At 73.5% G+C, this 14,735-nt stretch carries 20 protein-coding genes; 6 read left to right on the forward strand and 14 right to left on the reverse strand.

The window, feature by feature from the left end; translation table 11 throughout:
- Positions 1 to 6 precede the first annotated feature (6 nt).
- The gene (locus ACFVNO_RS25790; protein WP_355257367.1) at positions 7 to 486 is read left to right on the forward strand and encodes a DUF4913 domain-containing protein; all 480 of its coding nucleotides are present in this window, start codon (positions 7 to 9) and stop codon (positions 484 to 486) included.
- A gap of 73 nt (positions 487 to 559) precedes the next feature.
- Here ACFVNO_RS25790 and ACFVNO_RS25795 read toward each other — a convergent pair whose 3' ends face one another.
- From ACFVNO_RS25795 to ACFVNO_RS25815, 5 genes are all read right to left on the reverse strand, one after another.
- Complete coding sequence (locus ACFVNO_RS25795; protein WP_378896276.1) at positions 560 to 967, reverse strand: hypothetical protein; 408 nt, start codon at positions 965 to 967, stop codon at positions 560 to 562.
- A 17-nt stretch (positions 968 to 984) separates the two neighbouring features.
- The gene (locus tag ACFVNO_RS25800) at positions 985 to 1,857 is read right to left on the reverse strand and encodes a hypothetical protein (protein WP_355257361.1); all 873 of its coding nucleotides are present in this window, start codon (positions 1,855 to 1,857) and stop codon (positions 985 to 987) included.
- Positions 1,858 to 1,875: 18 nt separating this feature from the next.
- Positions 1,876 to 2,226 carry a hypothetical protein gene (locus ACFVNO_RS25805; RefSeq protein WP_355257358.1) on the reverse strand — a complete coding sequence of 117 codons (351 nt, stop codon included), beginning with the start codon at positions 2,224 to 2,226 and terminating at the stop codon, positions 1,876 to 1,878.
- A gap of 52 nt (positions 2,227 to 2,278) precedes the next feature.
- Complete coding sequence (locus tag ACFVNO_RS25810) at positions 2,279 to 2,713, reverse strand: hypothetical protein (protein ID WP_355257355.1); 435 nt, start codon at positions 2,711 to 2,713, stop codon at positions 2,279 to 2,281.
- 465 nt (positions 2,714 to 3,178) lie between these two features.
- A complete protein-coding gene (locus ACFVNO_RS25815; protein ID WP_378896281.1) occupies positions 3,179 to 5,557 on the reverse strand; it encodes a serine/threonine protein kinase in 2,379 nt (792 codons plus the stop codon).
- A gap of 373 nt (positions 5,558 to 5,930) precedes the next feature.
- Between ACFVNO_RS25815 and ACFVNO_RS25820 the strand changes: the two genes are divergently transcribed.
- The 3 genes from ACFVNO_RS25820 to ACFVNO_RS25830 all read left to right on the forward strand — a co-directional run bounded on the left by ACFVNO_RS25820 (position 5,931) and on the right by ACFVNO_RS25830 (position 8,523).
- Complete coding sequence (locus ACFVNO_RS25820; RefSeq protein ID WP_378896284.1) at positions 5,931 to 6,173, forward strand: hypothetical protein; 243 nt, start codon at positions 5,931 to 5,933, stop codon at positions 6,171 to 6,173.
- 311 nt (positions 6,174 to 6,484) lie between these two features.
- Positions 6,485 to 8,101, forward strand: coding sequence for a serine/threonine-protein kinase (locus ACFVNO_RS25825; RefSeq protein ID WP_378896287.1), 1,617 nt, complete (start codon positions 6,485 to 6,487; stop codon positions 8,099 to 8,101).
- A gap of 23 nt (positions 8,102 to 8,124) precedes the next feature.
- On the forward strand, positions 8,125 to 8,523 hold the full coding sequence (locus ACFVNO_RS25830) for a spore-associated protein A (protein WP_378896290.1): 399 nt from the start codon (positions 8,125 to 8,127) through the stop codon (positions 8,521 to 8,523).
- A 39-nt stretch (positions 8,524 to 8,562) separates the two neighbouring features.
- Here ACFVNO_RS25830 and ACFVNO_RS25835 read toward each other — a convergent pair whose 3' ends face one another.
- Positions 8,563 to 9,750: a calcium/sodium antiporter gene (locus tag ACFVNO_RS25835; RefSeq protein ID WP_378896293.1), complete on the reverse strand. Its 1,188-nt coding sequence runs from the start codon at positions 9,748 to 9,750 to the stop codon at positions 8,563 to 8,565.
- A gap of 622 nt (positions 9,751 to 10,372) precedes the next feature.
- On the opposite strand from ACFVNO_RS25835, the gene ACFVNO_RS25840 reads away from it, so the two are divergent.
- Entirely contained in the window at positions 10,373 to 11,143 is a 771-nt protein-coding gene (locus tag ACFVNO_RS25840; RefSeq protein ID WP_378896296.1) for an MBL fold metallo-hydrolase, read from the forward strand.
- A gap of 57 nt (positions 11,144 to 11,200) precedes the next feature.
- Complete coding sequence (locus ACFVNO_RS25845) at positions 11,201 to 11,773, forward strand: DUF3592 domain-containing protein (RefSeq protein WP_378896298.1); 573 nt, start codon at positions 11,201 to 11,203, stop codon at positions 11,771 to 11,773.
- Between the two features lie 66 nt (positions 11,774 to 11,839).
- Here the strand turns inward: ACFVNO_RS25845 and ACFVNO_RS25850 are convergent, their stop codons facing one another.
- From ACFVNO_RS25850 to ACFVNO_RS25885, 8 genes are all read right to left on the reverse strand, one after another.
- The gene (locus ACFVNO_RS25850) at positions 11,840 to 12,271 is read right to left on the reverse strand and encodes an ATP-binding protein (protein WP_378896301.1); all 432 of its coding nucleotides are present in this window, start codon (positions 12,269 to 12,271) and stop codon (positions 11,840 to 11,842) included.
- Positions 12,268 to 12,759 (reverse strand): hypothetical protein, encoded by a 492-nt coding sequence (locus tag ACFVNO_RS25855; RefSeq protein ID WP_378896305.1) that lies wholly within the window; start codon positions 12,757 to 12,759, stop codon positions 12,268 to 12,270. The genes ACFVNO_RS25850 and ACFVNO_RS25855 overlap by 4 nt, the downstream gene beginning before the upstream one ends.
- Positions 12,760 to 13,097: 338 nt before the next feature.
- Positions 13,098 to 13,265, reverse strand: a complete 168-nt coding sequence (locus ACFVNO_RS25860) for a DUF397 domain-containing protein (protein WP_378896308.1) — start codon at positions 13,263 to 13,265, stop codon at positions 13,098 to 13,100.
- An 85-nt stretch (positions 13,266 to 13,350) separates the two neighbouring features.
- Positions 13,351 to 13,584, reverse strand: coding sequence for a DUF397 domain-containing protein (locus ACFVNO_RS25865; RefSeq protein WP_378896311.1), 234 nt, complete (start codon positions 13,582 to 13,584; stop codon positions 13,351 to 13,353).
- A 40-nt stretch (positions 13,585 to 13,624) separates the two neighbouring features.
- On the reverse strand, positions 13,625 to 13,798 hold the full coding sequence (locus ACFVNO_RS25870) for a DUF397 domain-containing protein (RefSeq protein WP_355257319.1): 174 nt from the start codon (positions 13,796 to 13,798) through the stop codon (positions 13,625 to 13,627).
- Positions 13,799 to 13,910: 112 nt separating this feature from the next.
- Entirely contained in the window at positions 13,911 to 14,084 is a 174-nt protein-coding gene (locus ACFVNO_RS25875) for a DUF397 domain-containing protein (RefSeq protein WP_378896314.1), read from the reverse strand.
- Between the two features lie 112 nt (positions 14,085 to 14,196).
- Complete coding sequence (locus ACFVNO_RS25880) at positions 14,197 to 14,370, reverse strand: DUF397 domain-containing protein (protein ID WP_220564465.1); 174 nt, start codon at positions 14,368 to 14,370, stop codon at positions 14,197 to 14,199.
- A gap of 107 nt (positions 14,371 to 14,477) precedes the next feature.
- Positions 14,478 to 14,645, reverse strand: a complete 168-nt coding sequence (locus tag ACFVNO_RS25885; protein ID WP_355257311.1) for a DUF397 domain-containing protein — start codon at positions 14,643 to 14,645, stop codon at positions 14,478 to 14,480.
- Between the last annotated feature and the right edge of the window lie 90 nt (positions 14,646 to 14,735).

Below are 14,735 nucleotides of genomic sequence, written 5' to 3' on the forward strand. Positions count from 1 at the left end.
ACACCGATGGACACCGAACAGGAAGAGCGGCCGGACGGGGCCCTGCTCCCCGGGGCCGGGGGGACGCTGAAGGACGAGACCCCCGACGTCTCCGAGGCCCTCGACGGCGTGGACGTCCCCGGGGACGGGGAGGAGGGCGACCCGGCCCCGGAGCCGGTGTTCCGGAACGTCGAGGAGTTCGTGCGGCTGCGCTTCCTGCCGGTCTACGTCCGCCCCGAGGGCGGCCAGTTCCGGTGGTGCAAGGAGTGGTGGCGCCACGCCGAGGCGGTGTCGCGCTTCCAGGCGCTGTGGCACGCCTGGGAGGTGCTGCGCTGGGAGGCGGGCACCGGCATGGCCATCTGGTACCGGGACCACCTGGACTTCCAGATGGGCATCCTGCTCGGGGACAACGGGCCGTTCCGCGAGTGCACCTCGCGCCGCCACCAGGAGCCCCGGCCCCTGCCCGCCGACCCCGCCCCCGAGGGCTGGTTCGAGGACGAGTGGTAGACCCGCGCGTTCCGCGGACGCCGCCCGCCGCGTGCGGACGGCGTCCGGTCCGGGCGCGGCGGGCGGGGAGGGGCTAGGGGATGAGGACGAAGCCCAGGACCCCGCCGACGACCACCAGGGCCGCCCCCGCGGCGGCCAGGACGAAGTCCGCCACCCGGGCGAGGCGCGCGGCCGCGTGCCTGCCGGGCAGCAGTGCCGCCACGGCCTCGGCCGCCCGGTCCCCCTCGGCCGGGTAGGCGGCGAGCTCCCGGTCCGCGCGTTCCAGCGCCGCGGCCGCCGCGGCGCCGTTCGCCGCGGAGGAGGCCGCCTCGTTCAGCAGGGCCTCGGCCCGGCCCAGCGCGGCCAGGGACGCCTCCGTCCGCGCCCGTTCGGCCTCCAGCCGGGTGAGCGCCTCGGGGACGTCCAGGCCGTGGTCCAGGATCCGCCGCACCGACCGGGTGAAGACGAGGGCGCCCGCGAGGATGCAGAGAAGTAGAGCCATGTCGTGCGTTCGTTCCTCTAGGGGGTCGCGGTCCGCCCGGAGGCGGGGCCCTGACCGGTGGTCCGCGCGGTCGTGGTGGACGTGGGCAGCCGGGGGATGGCGGCGGGGTCGGTCGAGGCGCCGGAGTTCTGCTGGAGCGCCGCCACGACACCGCGTGCCGGACCGAGCCGGGAACGGGTGCCCATCTGCGGGGACGTCGTCACACTCCGGCTGACCGAGTCGGTGAGCCCGTGCCGGGCCAGCGCCCGGGCGACGCGCTCGGGCCGCACCTCCAGGGCGTCGCGGAGCAGGTCGTCGCTGACGGGGTTCAGGTTGTTCAGCTCTCGCAGGTACCGTTCGGCCCGGATCTTCCCCTGGGGCGAGAGGGGGGCGTCCGGCCGCAGCTCGTACCTTTCCGACACCAGGCCGATGGCGGCCTGCGCACGCAGTTCGAGGTCGATCTGCGAGGTGTCCTGACCCGACTCGGCCCGGCGGTTCCGGTCGTCGATGGCGCTCCGGATGGTCCCGGAGGCCGAGTCCATCCGGACACCCGCGTCGGTGAGGTCGAAGACGACCCTGGCGACGCCCTTGCCCTCCAGCTTCGCGATCCTCTCGTGGTGGGACTCCCGCACCCGCTCGATCTCGTTGCCCATCTGGAAGAGCTTGTTGGTGGAGGCCGACTGCTCGTCCAGCTTGGCCCGGTTGTCGGCGGCGATCTCCTCCGGTTTGCGGTCCAGGTCCTCGATCCTGTCCTGGATCTGCCGCTTCTCGGTGGGGCTGTTGAGCGCGGCGAGGTAGTTCTCTTGGCGCCTCGTCGCCGCCATTTTCAGCGTGTTCCGGAGCTGGGTGGTGATGCTCCCCATGAGGACGGTGAAGGCCACCGTCATGAGTGCGGTGAACAGAGTGCCCAATGTTCCGATCTTCTCCTCTTACCACCCGGCGAGGGCGCAGACACCGATCAACAGGACGAGGCCGGCCCAGACCCAGGCGCCCGACCAGGCTCCGGGGAGAGGGGCGGGCGAGGGCGGGCGGACGCGCGCGGCCGCCTCGGGGCCGGGTTCCGGAGCGGCGCCCTCCGAGAGGGCGCGGCTCCTTTCCAGCAGGTGCGCCGCGTATGCGTCGAGTTTCTCCCGGTCATCGGATGAATCCGGGAAGTCCTGGAGGCGCCTTCCCTCGGGGAGGTGGACCCGGCGTCCGGCCATGAAGGCGTGCAGGAGGCCCTGCACGACCAGGACGAGGGCGGCGACACCGGCCAGGGCCAGGACGCGCTCATCGAGCATGGGGGTCACTCCTTGTTCTCGGAGCGGCGCGGGACGCCGGTTCTCCGGCCGGTCACGGGGAGGGCCTCGCGCCGCGGTTCCTGCCGGGGGCCTCGGGGTGGGGGCCCTGCCGTGCCGCCCGCACGGCGCTCGCCTGGTTCTTGCCGCGGACGACGACGAGGCCGGGCCCGCCGGGTGTCGCGGCGGGGGCGTCCAGCCCCAGCTCCTTCTCCAGGGCCTTGCCGTCCTCCTGGGCGCCCTGGTAGCGCTTCAGGACACCCTCCACGACCGCGGCCTGGTTCTTCGCGTCCGCGGCGTGGCGCTGGACCTGCTTGTTCTCCTCCTCCATGGTGCGCAGGGCGCTCTTCTTCTCCTGCTCCTGGCGCTTGAGCTCGTCCAGCTCCTTCTTGGGGACGATGTCCATGGAGCCGATCTTGGTCTTGGTGCCAGGGAAGTTCTTCTTCTTGTCCCTTTTCCGAGGCCCGTTGACCAGGAGCTTCTTGCTCATGTCCGTTTTGGCGTCGACCGATGACCGAATCGTGAAAACGATCATGAGCGACATCCCGGAAATGATGCCGTAGGAAAGGTAGAGCATTTGCAGCCAGCTCGGCAGTGAGCCGATCAGTGCACCCATGGCCTCCTCGTTCCCCGGATCCGATCGCCGCTGTACACCGGGACAGCCTAGAGCCGCGGCGCCAGGGGTAGAATGTGATGCGCGTCACGCAATGGGTTGTTCTATGTCGGTGTGCAGGGTTCGGCCTGGTCGAAGCGTTTTCGCCCCCGTTGTGGGATGTGCCGATGACCTGATCACACCGCGATGGAGATCCCTCGGGAGCCGCCGCCCATTTCGCGAAGGCGAAAGGGGTCTCGGAAAGTGAGGGAATGCGGTTTTTTCTCGCTGTGCGGTTCCGGATCGGCGGGCTTCCTGCGGGTCTGCCCGGGCACGGGGGCGCTCGTTGTCACGGGAGGGCCGTCAGGCCCCGTCGCCCGCGGCGCGGTCGGTGCAGACCTCCTCGGAGGGGGCCAGGACCTCGGTCGAGTGGACGGCGACCACCTGGAAGCAGTACTCCACCTCCGGGTTGAGGCCGGAGATCTCCACCGAGGACTCGCCCGCCTCGGTGCGGGCCATCGACGTTCCCCGGGTGTCGGCGGGGCCGCCGACCACCACGTGCGCGCTCTCGCCGCCGGTGTTGTCCGTCCAGGTCAGCGACACGGCCACGAGGTCGTCGGTGAGCGCCACGTCCGCGGGGGCCAGCGCCACGGCGGGGTCGTCGGCCGGGGGCGCCGAGGCCCCGGGCTCCGGGCCGCCGGAGGACGCCGCCCCCGCCTCCGGGGAGGCGGACGGGGAGTCGTCCCCGCCCATGCCCCGCACCAGCACGGTGATGCCCGCCGCCACCACCACGACGGCCAGCAGGCCGACGAGGACCGGTCCGACGAGGGCGCCGAACCGGCGTTCCCGCGGCGGTTCCGGAGCCAGGTCGGGGTACGGCGGCGCGAAGCGGTCCGGGCCGCCGGTGCCGAAGGCGGGCGCGGGGGGTGCGGTGGGCCGGGGAGCCGGCGACGGCCGGAACGGCGGCGCCGGAGCAGGCCCCGGGTCGCGCCGCGTCGGCGCGGGGGAGCCCGACAGTGGGGCGGTAGGAGCGGGGGCGGCCGGAGTGGACACGGACGGCCGGACGCTCGGCGCGGGCGTGGTGTGCGCTGCGGCGGGGGCCGTCGAAGGGCTGAGGGGAGTGGTCGACGCGGGGGCGTCCGCCTTCGTACCGGTGCTCGGCGCGGGCGCGCTGTACGCCGCAGTGGGGGCCGTCGAAGGCCCGGTGGCGGCGGCCGGGGGCCGGGGCGGCGCGGGCGGACGGGGGGCGCCCGTCGCCGACGTGCCGGAGTCGGGCCGCGCGGGACCGCTCGCGGTGCCGAGGGCGCCGAGCGGCTCCGTCTCCTCCTGGTCGGCGGGGCCGGGCCCATCGGCCTCCGGAAGGACGGCGGCCCGCCGCGCGCGGAGGGTCCCGGGGACTCCGGCCTCCGCGCTCGTGTCGTCGTCGGGGTACCCGTCGTCCGGGTAGCCGTCATCGTCGGGGTCGGAATCGGGCTCCGTCCGGGTGGGTGCTTCCGTTCCGGTGGCGGGGGACGGCAGGGATTGCGGTTCCTCGTCCTCCTCCCACCAGGCGGGTTCCTCGGCGGGCAGGGGAGCGGTCTCCGCCTCCGCCTCGTCGGGGTACCCGTCGTCGGCGTCGGGGTCGGGAGCGGACTCCGCCCGGGAGGCTGCGTCCGCTCGGGCGGCGGGGGACTGTAGGGGGTGCGGTTCCTCGTCCTCCTCCCACCAGGCGGGTTCCTCAGCAGCCAGGGGAGCGGTTTCCGCCTCCGCCTCATCCGGGTATCCGTCGTCCGCGTCGGACGTCGTCGCGCGGGGCTCTGGTGTCTCCTGTGCCTCGTCGGCCCCCTGCGCCCCTTCGCTTTCCGGGACAGCGGCCCCTCCGGCCTCTTTCGGGTGGCCGTCGCCGTCCGCGGCCTCCGGCGCCTCCCCGCCTAGCGGGGCCTGGCGCGCGGCCAGCGCGGCCGCGAACTCCTCCGCGGTCGCCGTGCGCAGCGCGGGGTCCGGGTCCAGCGCCCGGCGCAGGACCGCCCGCAGCCACTCCGGGACATCCTCCCGCCGCATGTCCGCGACGGCGGCGGACAGGATCCGGTCCCGGTACTCCGACAGGGGCTCCTCCCCGTCCGCGTCCGCGTCGAACGGGGGCCGCCCGTCCAGGAGCGTCCACAGGGTCGAGGCCAGCCGGAACACGTCGGACGCCGGCGAGGGCGCCTCTCCGCGCAGCTCCTCGGGCGGCGTGTGGTGCAGGTCCCGGCGCGTGTAGTACACCGGCGGGAACGGGTGGTCCAGGGGCAGCGCCGAGCCGAAGTCCACGAGGGCGGGACCCGGCTCGCCGTGCAGGATGTGGTCCGGGCGCACCGCGTGGTGCAGGAACCCGGCGGCGTGCATCGCGGCCAGCGCCCCCGCCACGGCCTCGCCCGCGGCCACGACCTCGTCCACGGAGAGGTGCTCGCCGCGCGCCAGGGCCTGGCCGTAGTCGCCCTCCGGGCGCAGTTCCGTCACCGCGTAGGGGCGGCCCTCGTCGGTGACACCGGAGAACAGCAGCGGTTGCACGCCATCGGTGGCGGAGAACTCCTCCCACAGGCCCACCTCGTCCGGCCGCCCGGTGTCGGGCGACGGGCGCAGCAGCTTCACCGCGAAGGGCGGCTCGCCCGATTCGGGCTCGGCCTGCCAGAGCAGCGAGGCGTCGCCGAGGCGGATGGTGGTCAGGGAGCGCATCCCGGGAACCGGGGGTGGCGGCACACGGCGGCGGCCCTGACCGAGCATGGGGTCCCTCCTGGACGGCGGCGGTCCCCTCCGACCGGCGGCGCGCGGAGGGGGATCGGGTCGGGACCCGGGCGGCCCGGGGCGACGCCTGCGCGGGCCGACCGCTGCGCGGGCGGGGAGGGGGAGGTGGTTCCGGGGCGGGGCACGGTGCCCGGCAACGCTGCGGCGAGCCTAGTACACACCCGCTGAGCGGGGAAGCGCGGACCGGTCACCGGACGGAGCTCAGAGGTTCCTCAAAACCCGTCTCCGTCTCTCCCCAAGGGAATCGGCGCCCTGTTAGCATGCCGCACCGGCCGCACCGGCCGCACGGCCGACCCCGCCTGCCCCCGGGGGAAGCCCCTTCGACCGGGCTCTTCAGAAAGGAAACGGGGAGATGGCACGAGGTAGTAAGCGCGGTGGCGGAGAAGAGGCCGGCAGGGGTGCGGAGGACCTGGGCGACCCGCCCACGTCGGTCATCTACCCGAAGTCCGGTCGCCAGGTGGTGAGCGAGGATTCCCCGCTCCGCGAGTTCACCAGGTACGCGAACGCGGAGGTCGACCCGAACGCCCGGAAGAACGCGGAGAAAAGCCGGGTCTTCCGGGTGCAGGAACGGCGCAAGGGGAGCAGCCCCTCCTGACCGGCGCCCCGACTCGGCCGCGTGTGTGCACCGCGAGGGGATCGGGCGGCGGCGCGGAGAAGGGCCGCGAGCCCCCTGAAAGAGATCTCCGCCCCTGACCGGCGTCCCCCGCCCCCGGACCCCGCCCCGGACCCCGCCTCGGTGACCGATTTCGGTCACCGAGGCGGGATCCGTTCGTTCCGTCCGCACTCGTCACGGTCCGGGTCGGACCCGGTGGTTAAGATGCGGTGGTCACATGTCCACCCGGTACCCCTGAGCCTCCTGGTGCCCGTGTGGGACGTGTCCCCACTCTCCCTTCACCCGTGGATCCCATGCGCTCTGCACAGAACGTCGCCTCGCTCCCCGCGACCGCGACCGACCTGACCCCCGCCGACCCCGAGCGGATCGGCCCCTACCGGCCCCTCAAGAGGCTGGGCGCCGGCGGCATGGGGGTGGTCTACGCGGCCCACGACGCCGCGGGCGGCCTGGTCGCGGTCAAGCTCATCCATCCCGAGTACTCCGCCGACCCCGACTTCCGCGCCAGGTTCGCCCGCGAGGTCGAGCTGCTGCACCGGGTCGGCGGCGCCTGCGCGGTGCCGCTGCTGGCCGCCGACACCGCGGCCGAGCGCCCCTGGCTGGTCACCCCCCTGGTGCGGGGCCTGACCCTCGGCGACTACGTGCGCGAACACGGCCCCCTGCCGGAGCGGCTGCTGCTGGGCCTGGCGGCGGGTGTCGCCGAGGCCCTGGTGCGCATCCACGCGGTGGGCATCGCCCACCGCGACCTCAAGCCCGCCAACGTCGTGCTCTCCCCGGAGGGCCCGCGCGTGCTGGACTTCGGGGTGGCCCGCGCCGTGGACCAGACGGCGCTCACCCGGACCGGGTCCATCGTGGGCTCGCCGGGGTGGATCAGCCCGGACCACTACCGGGGCAGGCCCGCCAGCACCGCCGACGACGTCTTCGCCTGGGGGGCGCTGATGGCCTTCGCCGCCACCGGGCGGCAGCCGTTCGGGACCGGCGACCCCGCCGTGGTGGCCCACCGGGTGATCAGCGGCGAGCCCGACATGGACGGGTTCACCGGGCCGCTGGCCGACCTCGCCCGCTGGGCCCTGGCGAAGGAGGCGGGGCAGCGGCCCGACGCGATGCGCCTGGTGGAGGCGGTGTTCGCCCTCAGCGGTCCGGGCCGGGGCAGGCCCCCGGCGGGGACGCCCGAGGCGGTGGACGGCGCGATGGCCACCGTCGTCGACGAGAACTGGCAGGGGGTGCCGGCCGCCCCGGAGCAGGTGTTCGCCATCGCCCCGAGGCCGGGCGGCGGGCGGGCCAAGCGCGGGCTCGCGGTCGCCGGTGCGGTGGCGGGCGCCCTGCTGCTGCTCGCCGGCGCGACCTTCGGCGGGGTGGTGCTGGCCCGGAGCTGGGACACACAGGTCGTCGCCGACGACGTCCCGGCCGAGGAGGCGGGCACGGGCGGCGACCGCCGCCCGGGGGCCGGGAACGAGCCGAAGCCCTCCGAGTCCCCGTCCGGGGAGCCGTCCGAGTCCCCGTCGGAGGAGGCCGAAGCAGGGGACGGCGGCGGGGAAGAGGAGGAGGGCGGCGGCACCTCCGCCACGTCCACCGGGCTGGTCGGCGCCGGGGTGGCCGCCGCGGGCGCGCGCCCCTCCGGGGAGCACGTCGTCGCGTTCCAGCCGGACGGCGGGGCGGCCGTGTACGCCCGGCTCGACGGCGCCGACGTGGTGTGCGCCTGGAGCTTCTGCCAGAGCCAGGGCGGGAGCGTCGGCAACGGCAGCGCGGGGTCGGTGCCCTCCAGCCCGTCCGCGCTCACCGGCTACGCGAACCAGGGCGGCCGGACCGTCAGGGCCGAGGTCACCTACACGACGGCGGCCGACGGCACCGTCACCATCACACGCCTGGTCGAGCAGCACCGGACCAGCGGCACCGGGACCCCGCCGTGGTGACCCGGGCGAACGAGCGAGGAACGATGAAGAAGATCACCGGCCGCGTCGCGGCCGCGCTGGGGCTGGCCCTGGTCGCCACCGTCGCCGGTCCGGCCCCGGTCGGCGCGGTCGCCTACGGCGGCCAGTGCGGCAGCGGGTACGGCAAGGTCAACGAGGCGGCGATCCCGGGCGGGACGGTGTTCCTCACCTACAACGGGTCCAACGGCAAGAACTGCGTGGTGGTGGTCCGCTCCTCCCCGGGCTCCCGGATCGCCATGGACGCGGCGCTCAAGCAGAGCGGTGGCACCTCCTGGCAGACCGACCCGGGCGACTTCACCGAGTACGCGGGCCCGGTGTACCTCTCGGCCGCGGGCCAGTGCGTGGACTGGGGCGGCCGGATCGGCGACGACTGGATCGTCCGCAACGGCACCAACTGCGGCTGACCGCCGGGCGGGGAGGGCGCCGCCTCCCCGCCCCGGCGGTCACCGCGGTTCCGGCGCCGCCACCCCGTCCTGCGGGTCGGGCGCGCTCGCGGCCCTCCTCTTCCCGCGCCGCCTCTTCAGCTCGTGGACCGCCGCCACCGCCAGCCACAGCACGGTGAGCGGGATGACGAACCACAGCATCGCGGCGCTGAGCGGCTCCAGGGCGGCGTGCTCCGTGGCCGCCAACACCAGGTACGCGATGTAGGCGATGTAGAAGCCGACCAGCAGCGCCCCCTCCCAGCGGGACACGTCCGACCCGGTCAGGGCGATCGGCAGCAGCACCAGGGCCACCGCCACCATGACCGGCAGGTCGAACCGAAGCGCCGACGCCGCGACCTCGATCCCGCCGGGGGCCACCACGGCCGCCAGGCCGAGCACGGCGCCGAGGTTGAACACGTTGCTGCCCACGATGTTGCCCACCGCCATGTCGCGCTCGCCCCGCACCACGGCGACGACACAGGTCACCAGTTCGGGCAGCGACGTGCCGACCGCCACCACGGTCAGCCCGATCAGCAGGTCGCTCACGCCCAGCGCGGTCGCGATCGCGCTCGCCCCGTACACGAGCAGCCGTGCCCCCACCACCAGCAGGGCCGTTCCCACGACCACCAGCACCAGGTCCCGCACGACCGACCGCGCGCGCGACGCCGTGCGGACCGTGCCCTCGGGGTTCTCGGGGTTCTCGGGGTCCTCGGCGTCCTCGGCGCCCTCCCGCCCGGGCTCCGGGTCCTCGGCCGCGCGCCTGCGCGAGGCGACCACCGTGACGGCCACGTAGACCACCAGGGCCGCGAACAGCAGGGCGCCGTCGAGCATGCCCAGGTTGCCGTCCAGCGCCATCAGCAGTGCCACCACCGACAGCACCACCATCACGGGGATGTCGGCGCGCACGACCTGGGAGTTCACCAGCAGGGGCACGAACAGCGCCGACGCGCCCAGCACGAGCAGGATGTTGGCGATGTTGCTGCCGACCACGTTGCCCACGGCCAGCCCGGCGTAGCCGGTCAGGGCGGCGTCGGTGCTGACCGCCAGTTCCGGTGCCGACGTCGTGAACGACACCACGGTCAGGCCCACGACCAGCGACGACATCCCCAGTGTCCGGGCCAGTGAGCCCGCACCCCGGACGAGTGCCTCCCCTCCTGCGACCAACAGTACGAATCCCGCCACCAGGGCGGCGACCACCAGCGCGTTCACGTGAGCCTTCCGATCGCTCCACCGAGTCGAGCACGGCATACCCGCCGACGCGGGGCCTCCCCCGGCGGGCCACCCGGTTTTCCACCGGCCCGCCATGAGTCTTCCGGAACCCCGCCCGCGCCGGGCACGGGAACGGGCGGGTTCTCCTCGGAGCCGGGGAGAGTTCGATTCCCGGTCACGGACCGGTCGGACGGCTCCCGCACCGACGGGTTCCGGGGACCGGACCCGCTCGGCGGCGCCGGACGGGCCGTCGGCCACGGTCGCGCGGAGCGGCTCGCGCACCCGGATGCGCGAGCCGGGCGACCCGGGGGCCGTGCTCCCGCAGCGGCCGGTCCGCTCCCGGCGGGGTCCGCGCTCGACCGGGCGCGCCGGCGCCGCCCCGGGCGTCTCCGGGGCGTCGCCCACCCTCCCGCCGGCAGGGGCGGGCGCGGGTCCCCCGGGGTCGGGGCCGGGCGTTCCCCGAGGCAGGGGGCTCCCCGGCGCCGGGCGCGAGCGGCAGCGGCGGTGCCGCCCGCGCCCGGTGGCCGGACCGGGCCCGCGGTGACACGTTGTCCTTCCCCTCGTCTTGCCCTAACTTCTGCACGGAAAAGCAGCCCGCGTCCGGGAGAGGGAACGTGAAGCGATGGAGATGACCCACGTCCGCAACGCCACGGCCGTACTCCGGGCGGGCGGGAAGACCGTCCTGGTCGACCCGATGCCGGGGGCCCGGGGGTCCAGGGACGGGGTGCCCAACAGCAGGGGCGGCACCGAGCGCAACCCGCTCGTGGACCTGGTCGTGCCCCTGGCCGACCTGCTGTCCCCGGACGTCGTGGTGGTCACCCACACCCATTCCGACCACTGGGACGCCGCGGCCGCCGCACTGCTGCCGCGCGGCGTCCCCGTCCTGGTCCAGCACGCCGCGGACGCAGGGACCATCGCGAAGGAGGGCTTCACCGACGTGCGCATCCTCGACGAGCCGGTCACGGTCGACGGCACCGTCTTCACCCGCACCGGCGGCAGGCACGGTTCGGAGGAGGCCATGGAGGCCATCGGGGAGGAACTCGGCCAGGTCATGGGCGTCGTGGTGAGCCACCCGGGGGAGCCGGTGGTGTACTTCGCGGGGGACACGGTCCTCACCGACGACGTCCCCGCGGCCCTGGAGCGGCACGACCCCGACGTCGTGGTGCTCAACACCGGGGAGGGGTGGATCGGCTCCGTCGGCCCGCTCATCATGGGCGCCCGGGATGTGGTGGAGGTCCACCGGCCGGCCCCGCGGGCGCGGATCGTGGCCGTGCACCTGGAGGCGCTGAACCACTGCCCGGTCACCCGGGCCGAGGTGCGGTCCCTGGTGGCCGCACACGGGATCGCCGACAGGGTCCTGGTGCCCGAGGACGGGGAGGTCCTGGCCTTCTGACCGCGCCCGCGCGGTGCCACGGGTTTCGGCCCGGAGTGCGGGGGCACGGCGGAGGTCATGCCTCCCGAACCCCTCGAACCCCCCGGACGAGAGTTCCGCACGCGCGACCGGCTGCTCGCGATCGTGCCCGTGCTGGTGGTGGCCGCCTTGGCGGTCGCCCTGGCGGTGTGGGTGAACACACCGGACACGGGCGCCTATCCCGACTACTCCGGCCGGGCGGAGGCGGAGGTGGTGCGGGTCCGGACGGAGGCCGGGTCCGGGCAGCCGGGGATGGGCGGCCCGAAGGTCACCGTGGAGGTCGTCTACACGGTCGACGGTGCGCGGTACACCTCCGCGGTGGCCGGCGTGCTCCAGCCGGAGCCCGAGGCGGGGGAGCGGGTCACGGTCGCCTACGACCCCGCCGAGCCGGGGCGGGCGGCGTCCCCGGACCTGGCCGGGGACCCGGAGGGCGGGAGGCTGCGGCTGGCCCTCACCGGGTACTTCGGGCTCATGGTGTTCATGGGTCTGGCCTTCCTGGGGCGCTTCGCCTGGCGGAACCCGGGCCTGTGGAGGACGGGACCCGCGGAGGGCGGGAAGAGCGGGCCGGGCGGGAAAGGCGGGAAGGGCGGCCCGGGCCGGAAGGGCCGGTGAGCACCGCCGGTCGGGGCGGCCCGGCGGCACCGGGCTCCCCGGCGTGCGGGGAGCCCGTGCGCGGGGTCACCGTGCGAGGGTGAAGGTGGCCCAGGTGTGGGTGCCGAGGTCGCCGAACGGGCAGACCGGCGAGTATCCCCAGGCTGTGGACAACTCCTCGACCATGAGGAGGCCGCGCTGTCCCTCGGCCCGGTCCCATTCGTCGGACGTGCGCGCCCGGGGGATGGCGGGGACGCCGCCGCCGAGCCCGTCATCGGTGAAGCCCAGGGTCAGCGAGCGGTCGTCCGCGGACCACAGGGTCCGGATCACTCCGCCGTCCCGGCCGGAGGCGGTGTACTTGACGCAGTTGGCGAACAGTTCGCTGCCGCACAGGACGAGCGTGTCGGCCGTGTCGGGGTCGAAGCCGTGCAGGTCGGCCCGCAGGTCGCGGCGGACCTGGGAGAGCCGGGCGAGGTCGCCGGGGTAGAGGCGGTGGGTCCACAGCCGTGCCGGGGTCATGCGCCCACCCCCGCGGTGCTCCTGCGGTCCTGAGGGGCCGGATGGGTCTGCTGGGCCTGCCGGGTCTGCTGGGCCTGCCAGCGCCGTACCGCGTCGGCGAGGTCGTCGAACGTGACCGGGGGCGGGGTGGGGGCGAGCAGGTCGCCCTCTCCGATTCTGGGGGCGGGGATGCGGGGTGCGGTCCACCGCTCCAGCCGGGCGGTTGCCTCGGCCTGGGCGCGGGAGCGGGCGCGGGACCGGGCACGGGCCTGTTCGTGGGCGGTGTAGTAGGGCCTGACGAGGGGGAGGTCGTCGGCGGGGAAGGTCTCGCGCGGCTCGGCCAGGCGCGGTGCGGCGGACGGCCGGGGGCGGACGGCGGGGCCGGGGTTCGCGGCGTAACGGCGGACCCGGGAGGAGCGGCGCCGGTGGTGGCGGCCGCAGGGAGAGGTGAACAGCGCTCGCAGGAGCCCGAGGGCAGCCCGGAAGAGCGCGGCACTAAACTGGCTCACGCTGGCAATCCTTTGGTTCAAGGTGTGAATTGCTGGCCACGACCCCGGGCGCTTGTAGGCGTCGCGGGGTCACGGGTTTTTCGGTTGTGGGGCCAGAATAGGGCAACCTGAGGGCTGCGTGCACATTTTTCGGACGGATTGCCGAAGAAGTTGTGCGCTTTGGTATTGGCGCAGGTCAGGGGGTTGTTGGTGGAGAGGGGAGAGCTTTTTCGGGGATAGGCGAAATAAGTCCGGTTTGATCTTTATGTGCGTGGTCGTGGTGAAGTCCCGGGTGGTTTCGCGAAGGCGTGTGCATGGCAAAGGCCCCGGACGGCCGTCCGGGGCCTTGTGCTGGGTGGCTACTTCTGGGCCGCCAGGGCTGCGACCCACTCGGAGGGGCCGAAGGTGAGGTGTCCGGCGTCCCGGTTCTTGGTGTCGCGCATCCCGGCTGCGCCGTCCCCGTAGCGGCATTCGACGCAGTCGGAACCGTTGGGGCTGTACGTCGACTTCTTCCAGGTTTCGTTCATCGGTGTACCTCTCGGGAGGCTTCGGGCTTTCCGCGAGTGCGGCGCGGAAAGGTGGGGCGACCATCTGCCCGGCGTGCGGAGGCGGTCACTTCTCAGCGGCGAGGGCCGCAAGCCACTCGGAGGAGGAGAAGGTGAGGTGTCCGGCGTCGCGGTTCCGGGTGTCGCGGACGTCGGCGCCCGCTGCATGTTCCCGTGTCTCCACGCAGTTTGAAGACGAGCCGCTGTAACTCGACTTGTGCCACTCGATCGAGGACTTCATTGCCGCTCCAGGGGGAGGGGGTGTGTGGGCTGTCTGGGCCATCCCCTTGAGGGTGGCCATCCACGCATGACGAAGGCTTCGTGCTGTTACCCGAATGTGGTCACCTTTCGGCTGCCACGGCCGCCGTCCACTCGGAGAGGCCGAAGGAGAGGTGCCCGGTGTCCCGGTTCTGGGTGTCGCGGACATCGATGTGCTCGGAGGACTCGCGAACCTCCACACAGTTCGCAGAGGATCCGCTGTAACTCGACTTGTGCCACTCGGGCGAAGACTTCATCGCCACTCCAAGGAGAGGGGGCGGGGCCACCTGAAGTATTCCCTTGCAGGCGGCCATCCACGCTTGGAAAAGGCCCCGGACGCTGGTCACCCGGGGCCTTGTATGAGCGTGGTTACTTCTCAGCGGCGAGGGCCGCGACCCATTCGGAGGAGGGGAAGGTGAGGTGCCCGGTGTCCCGGTTCCGGGTGTCGCGGATGTCAGCACCCGCTACATGTTCCCGTGTCTCCACACATTCGTTGTTGCCGCTGCTGTACGAGGACTTGTGCCACTCGGCCGAGAACGTCATTGGCGCTCCAGAGGGTGGGAAATGCGGGCTGTCCGGGGCATCCCCTCCTGGGTGGCCATCCACGGATGACGAAGGCCCCGTGTCGGTGCCCGGGGGACTTGTGCGGGGGTGGTCACCTCTCGGCTGCCAGGGCTGAGAGCCACTCCGAGGAAGGGAAGGTGAGGTGGCCTGCTTCGCGGTTCCGGGTGTCGCGGACATCGATGCGTTCGGAGGACTCGCGGATCTCCACGCAGTTCGCGGAGGCTCCGCTGTAACTCGACTTGTGCCACTCAGGCGAAGACTTCATCGCCGCTCCAAGGGGGGTGTGGGGCCACCTGGAGTATTCCCTTGGAGGCAGCCATCCACGCTTGGCAAAGGCCCCGGGCGGTCGCCCGGGGCCTTGCATGAGCGTGGTTACTTCTCGGTCGCCAGGGCCGCGAGCCACTCGGAGGGGCCGAAGGAGAGCTGTCCGGCTTCGCGGTTCTTGGTGTCGCGTGCCTCAACTGCCTCCGCAGTCCACCTGCACTCGACGCAGTTCCCACTGTTCGGGCTGTACGGCGACTTCTTCCAGATCTCGTTCATCGGTGTACCTCTCAAGAGGCCTCGGACTTTCGACGAGTACTGCAGGGAAAGGTGTGGCTACCGTCTACCTGACACGCTGTGGTGCTTCGG

The organism is Nocardiopsis sp. NPDC057823 (genome assembly GCF_042797335.1).
Lineage (GTDB): Bacteria > Actinomycetota > Actinomycetes > Streptosporangiales > Streptosporangiaceae > Nocardiopsis > Nocardiopsis changdeensis.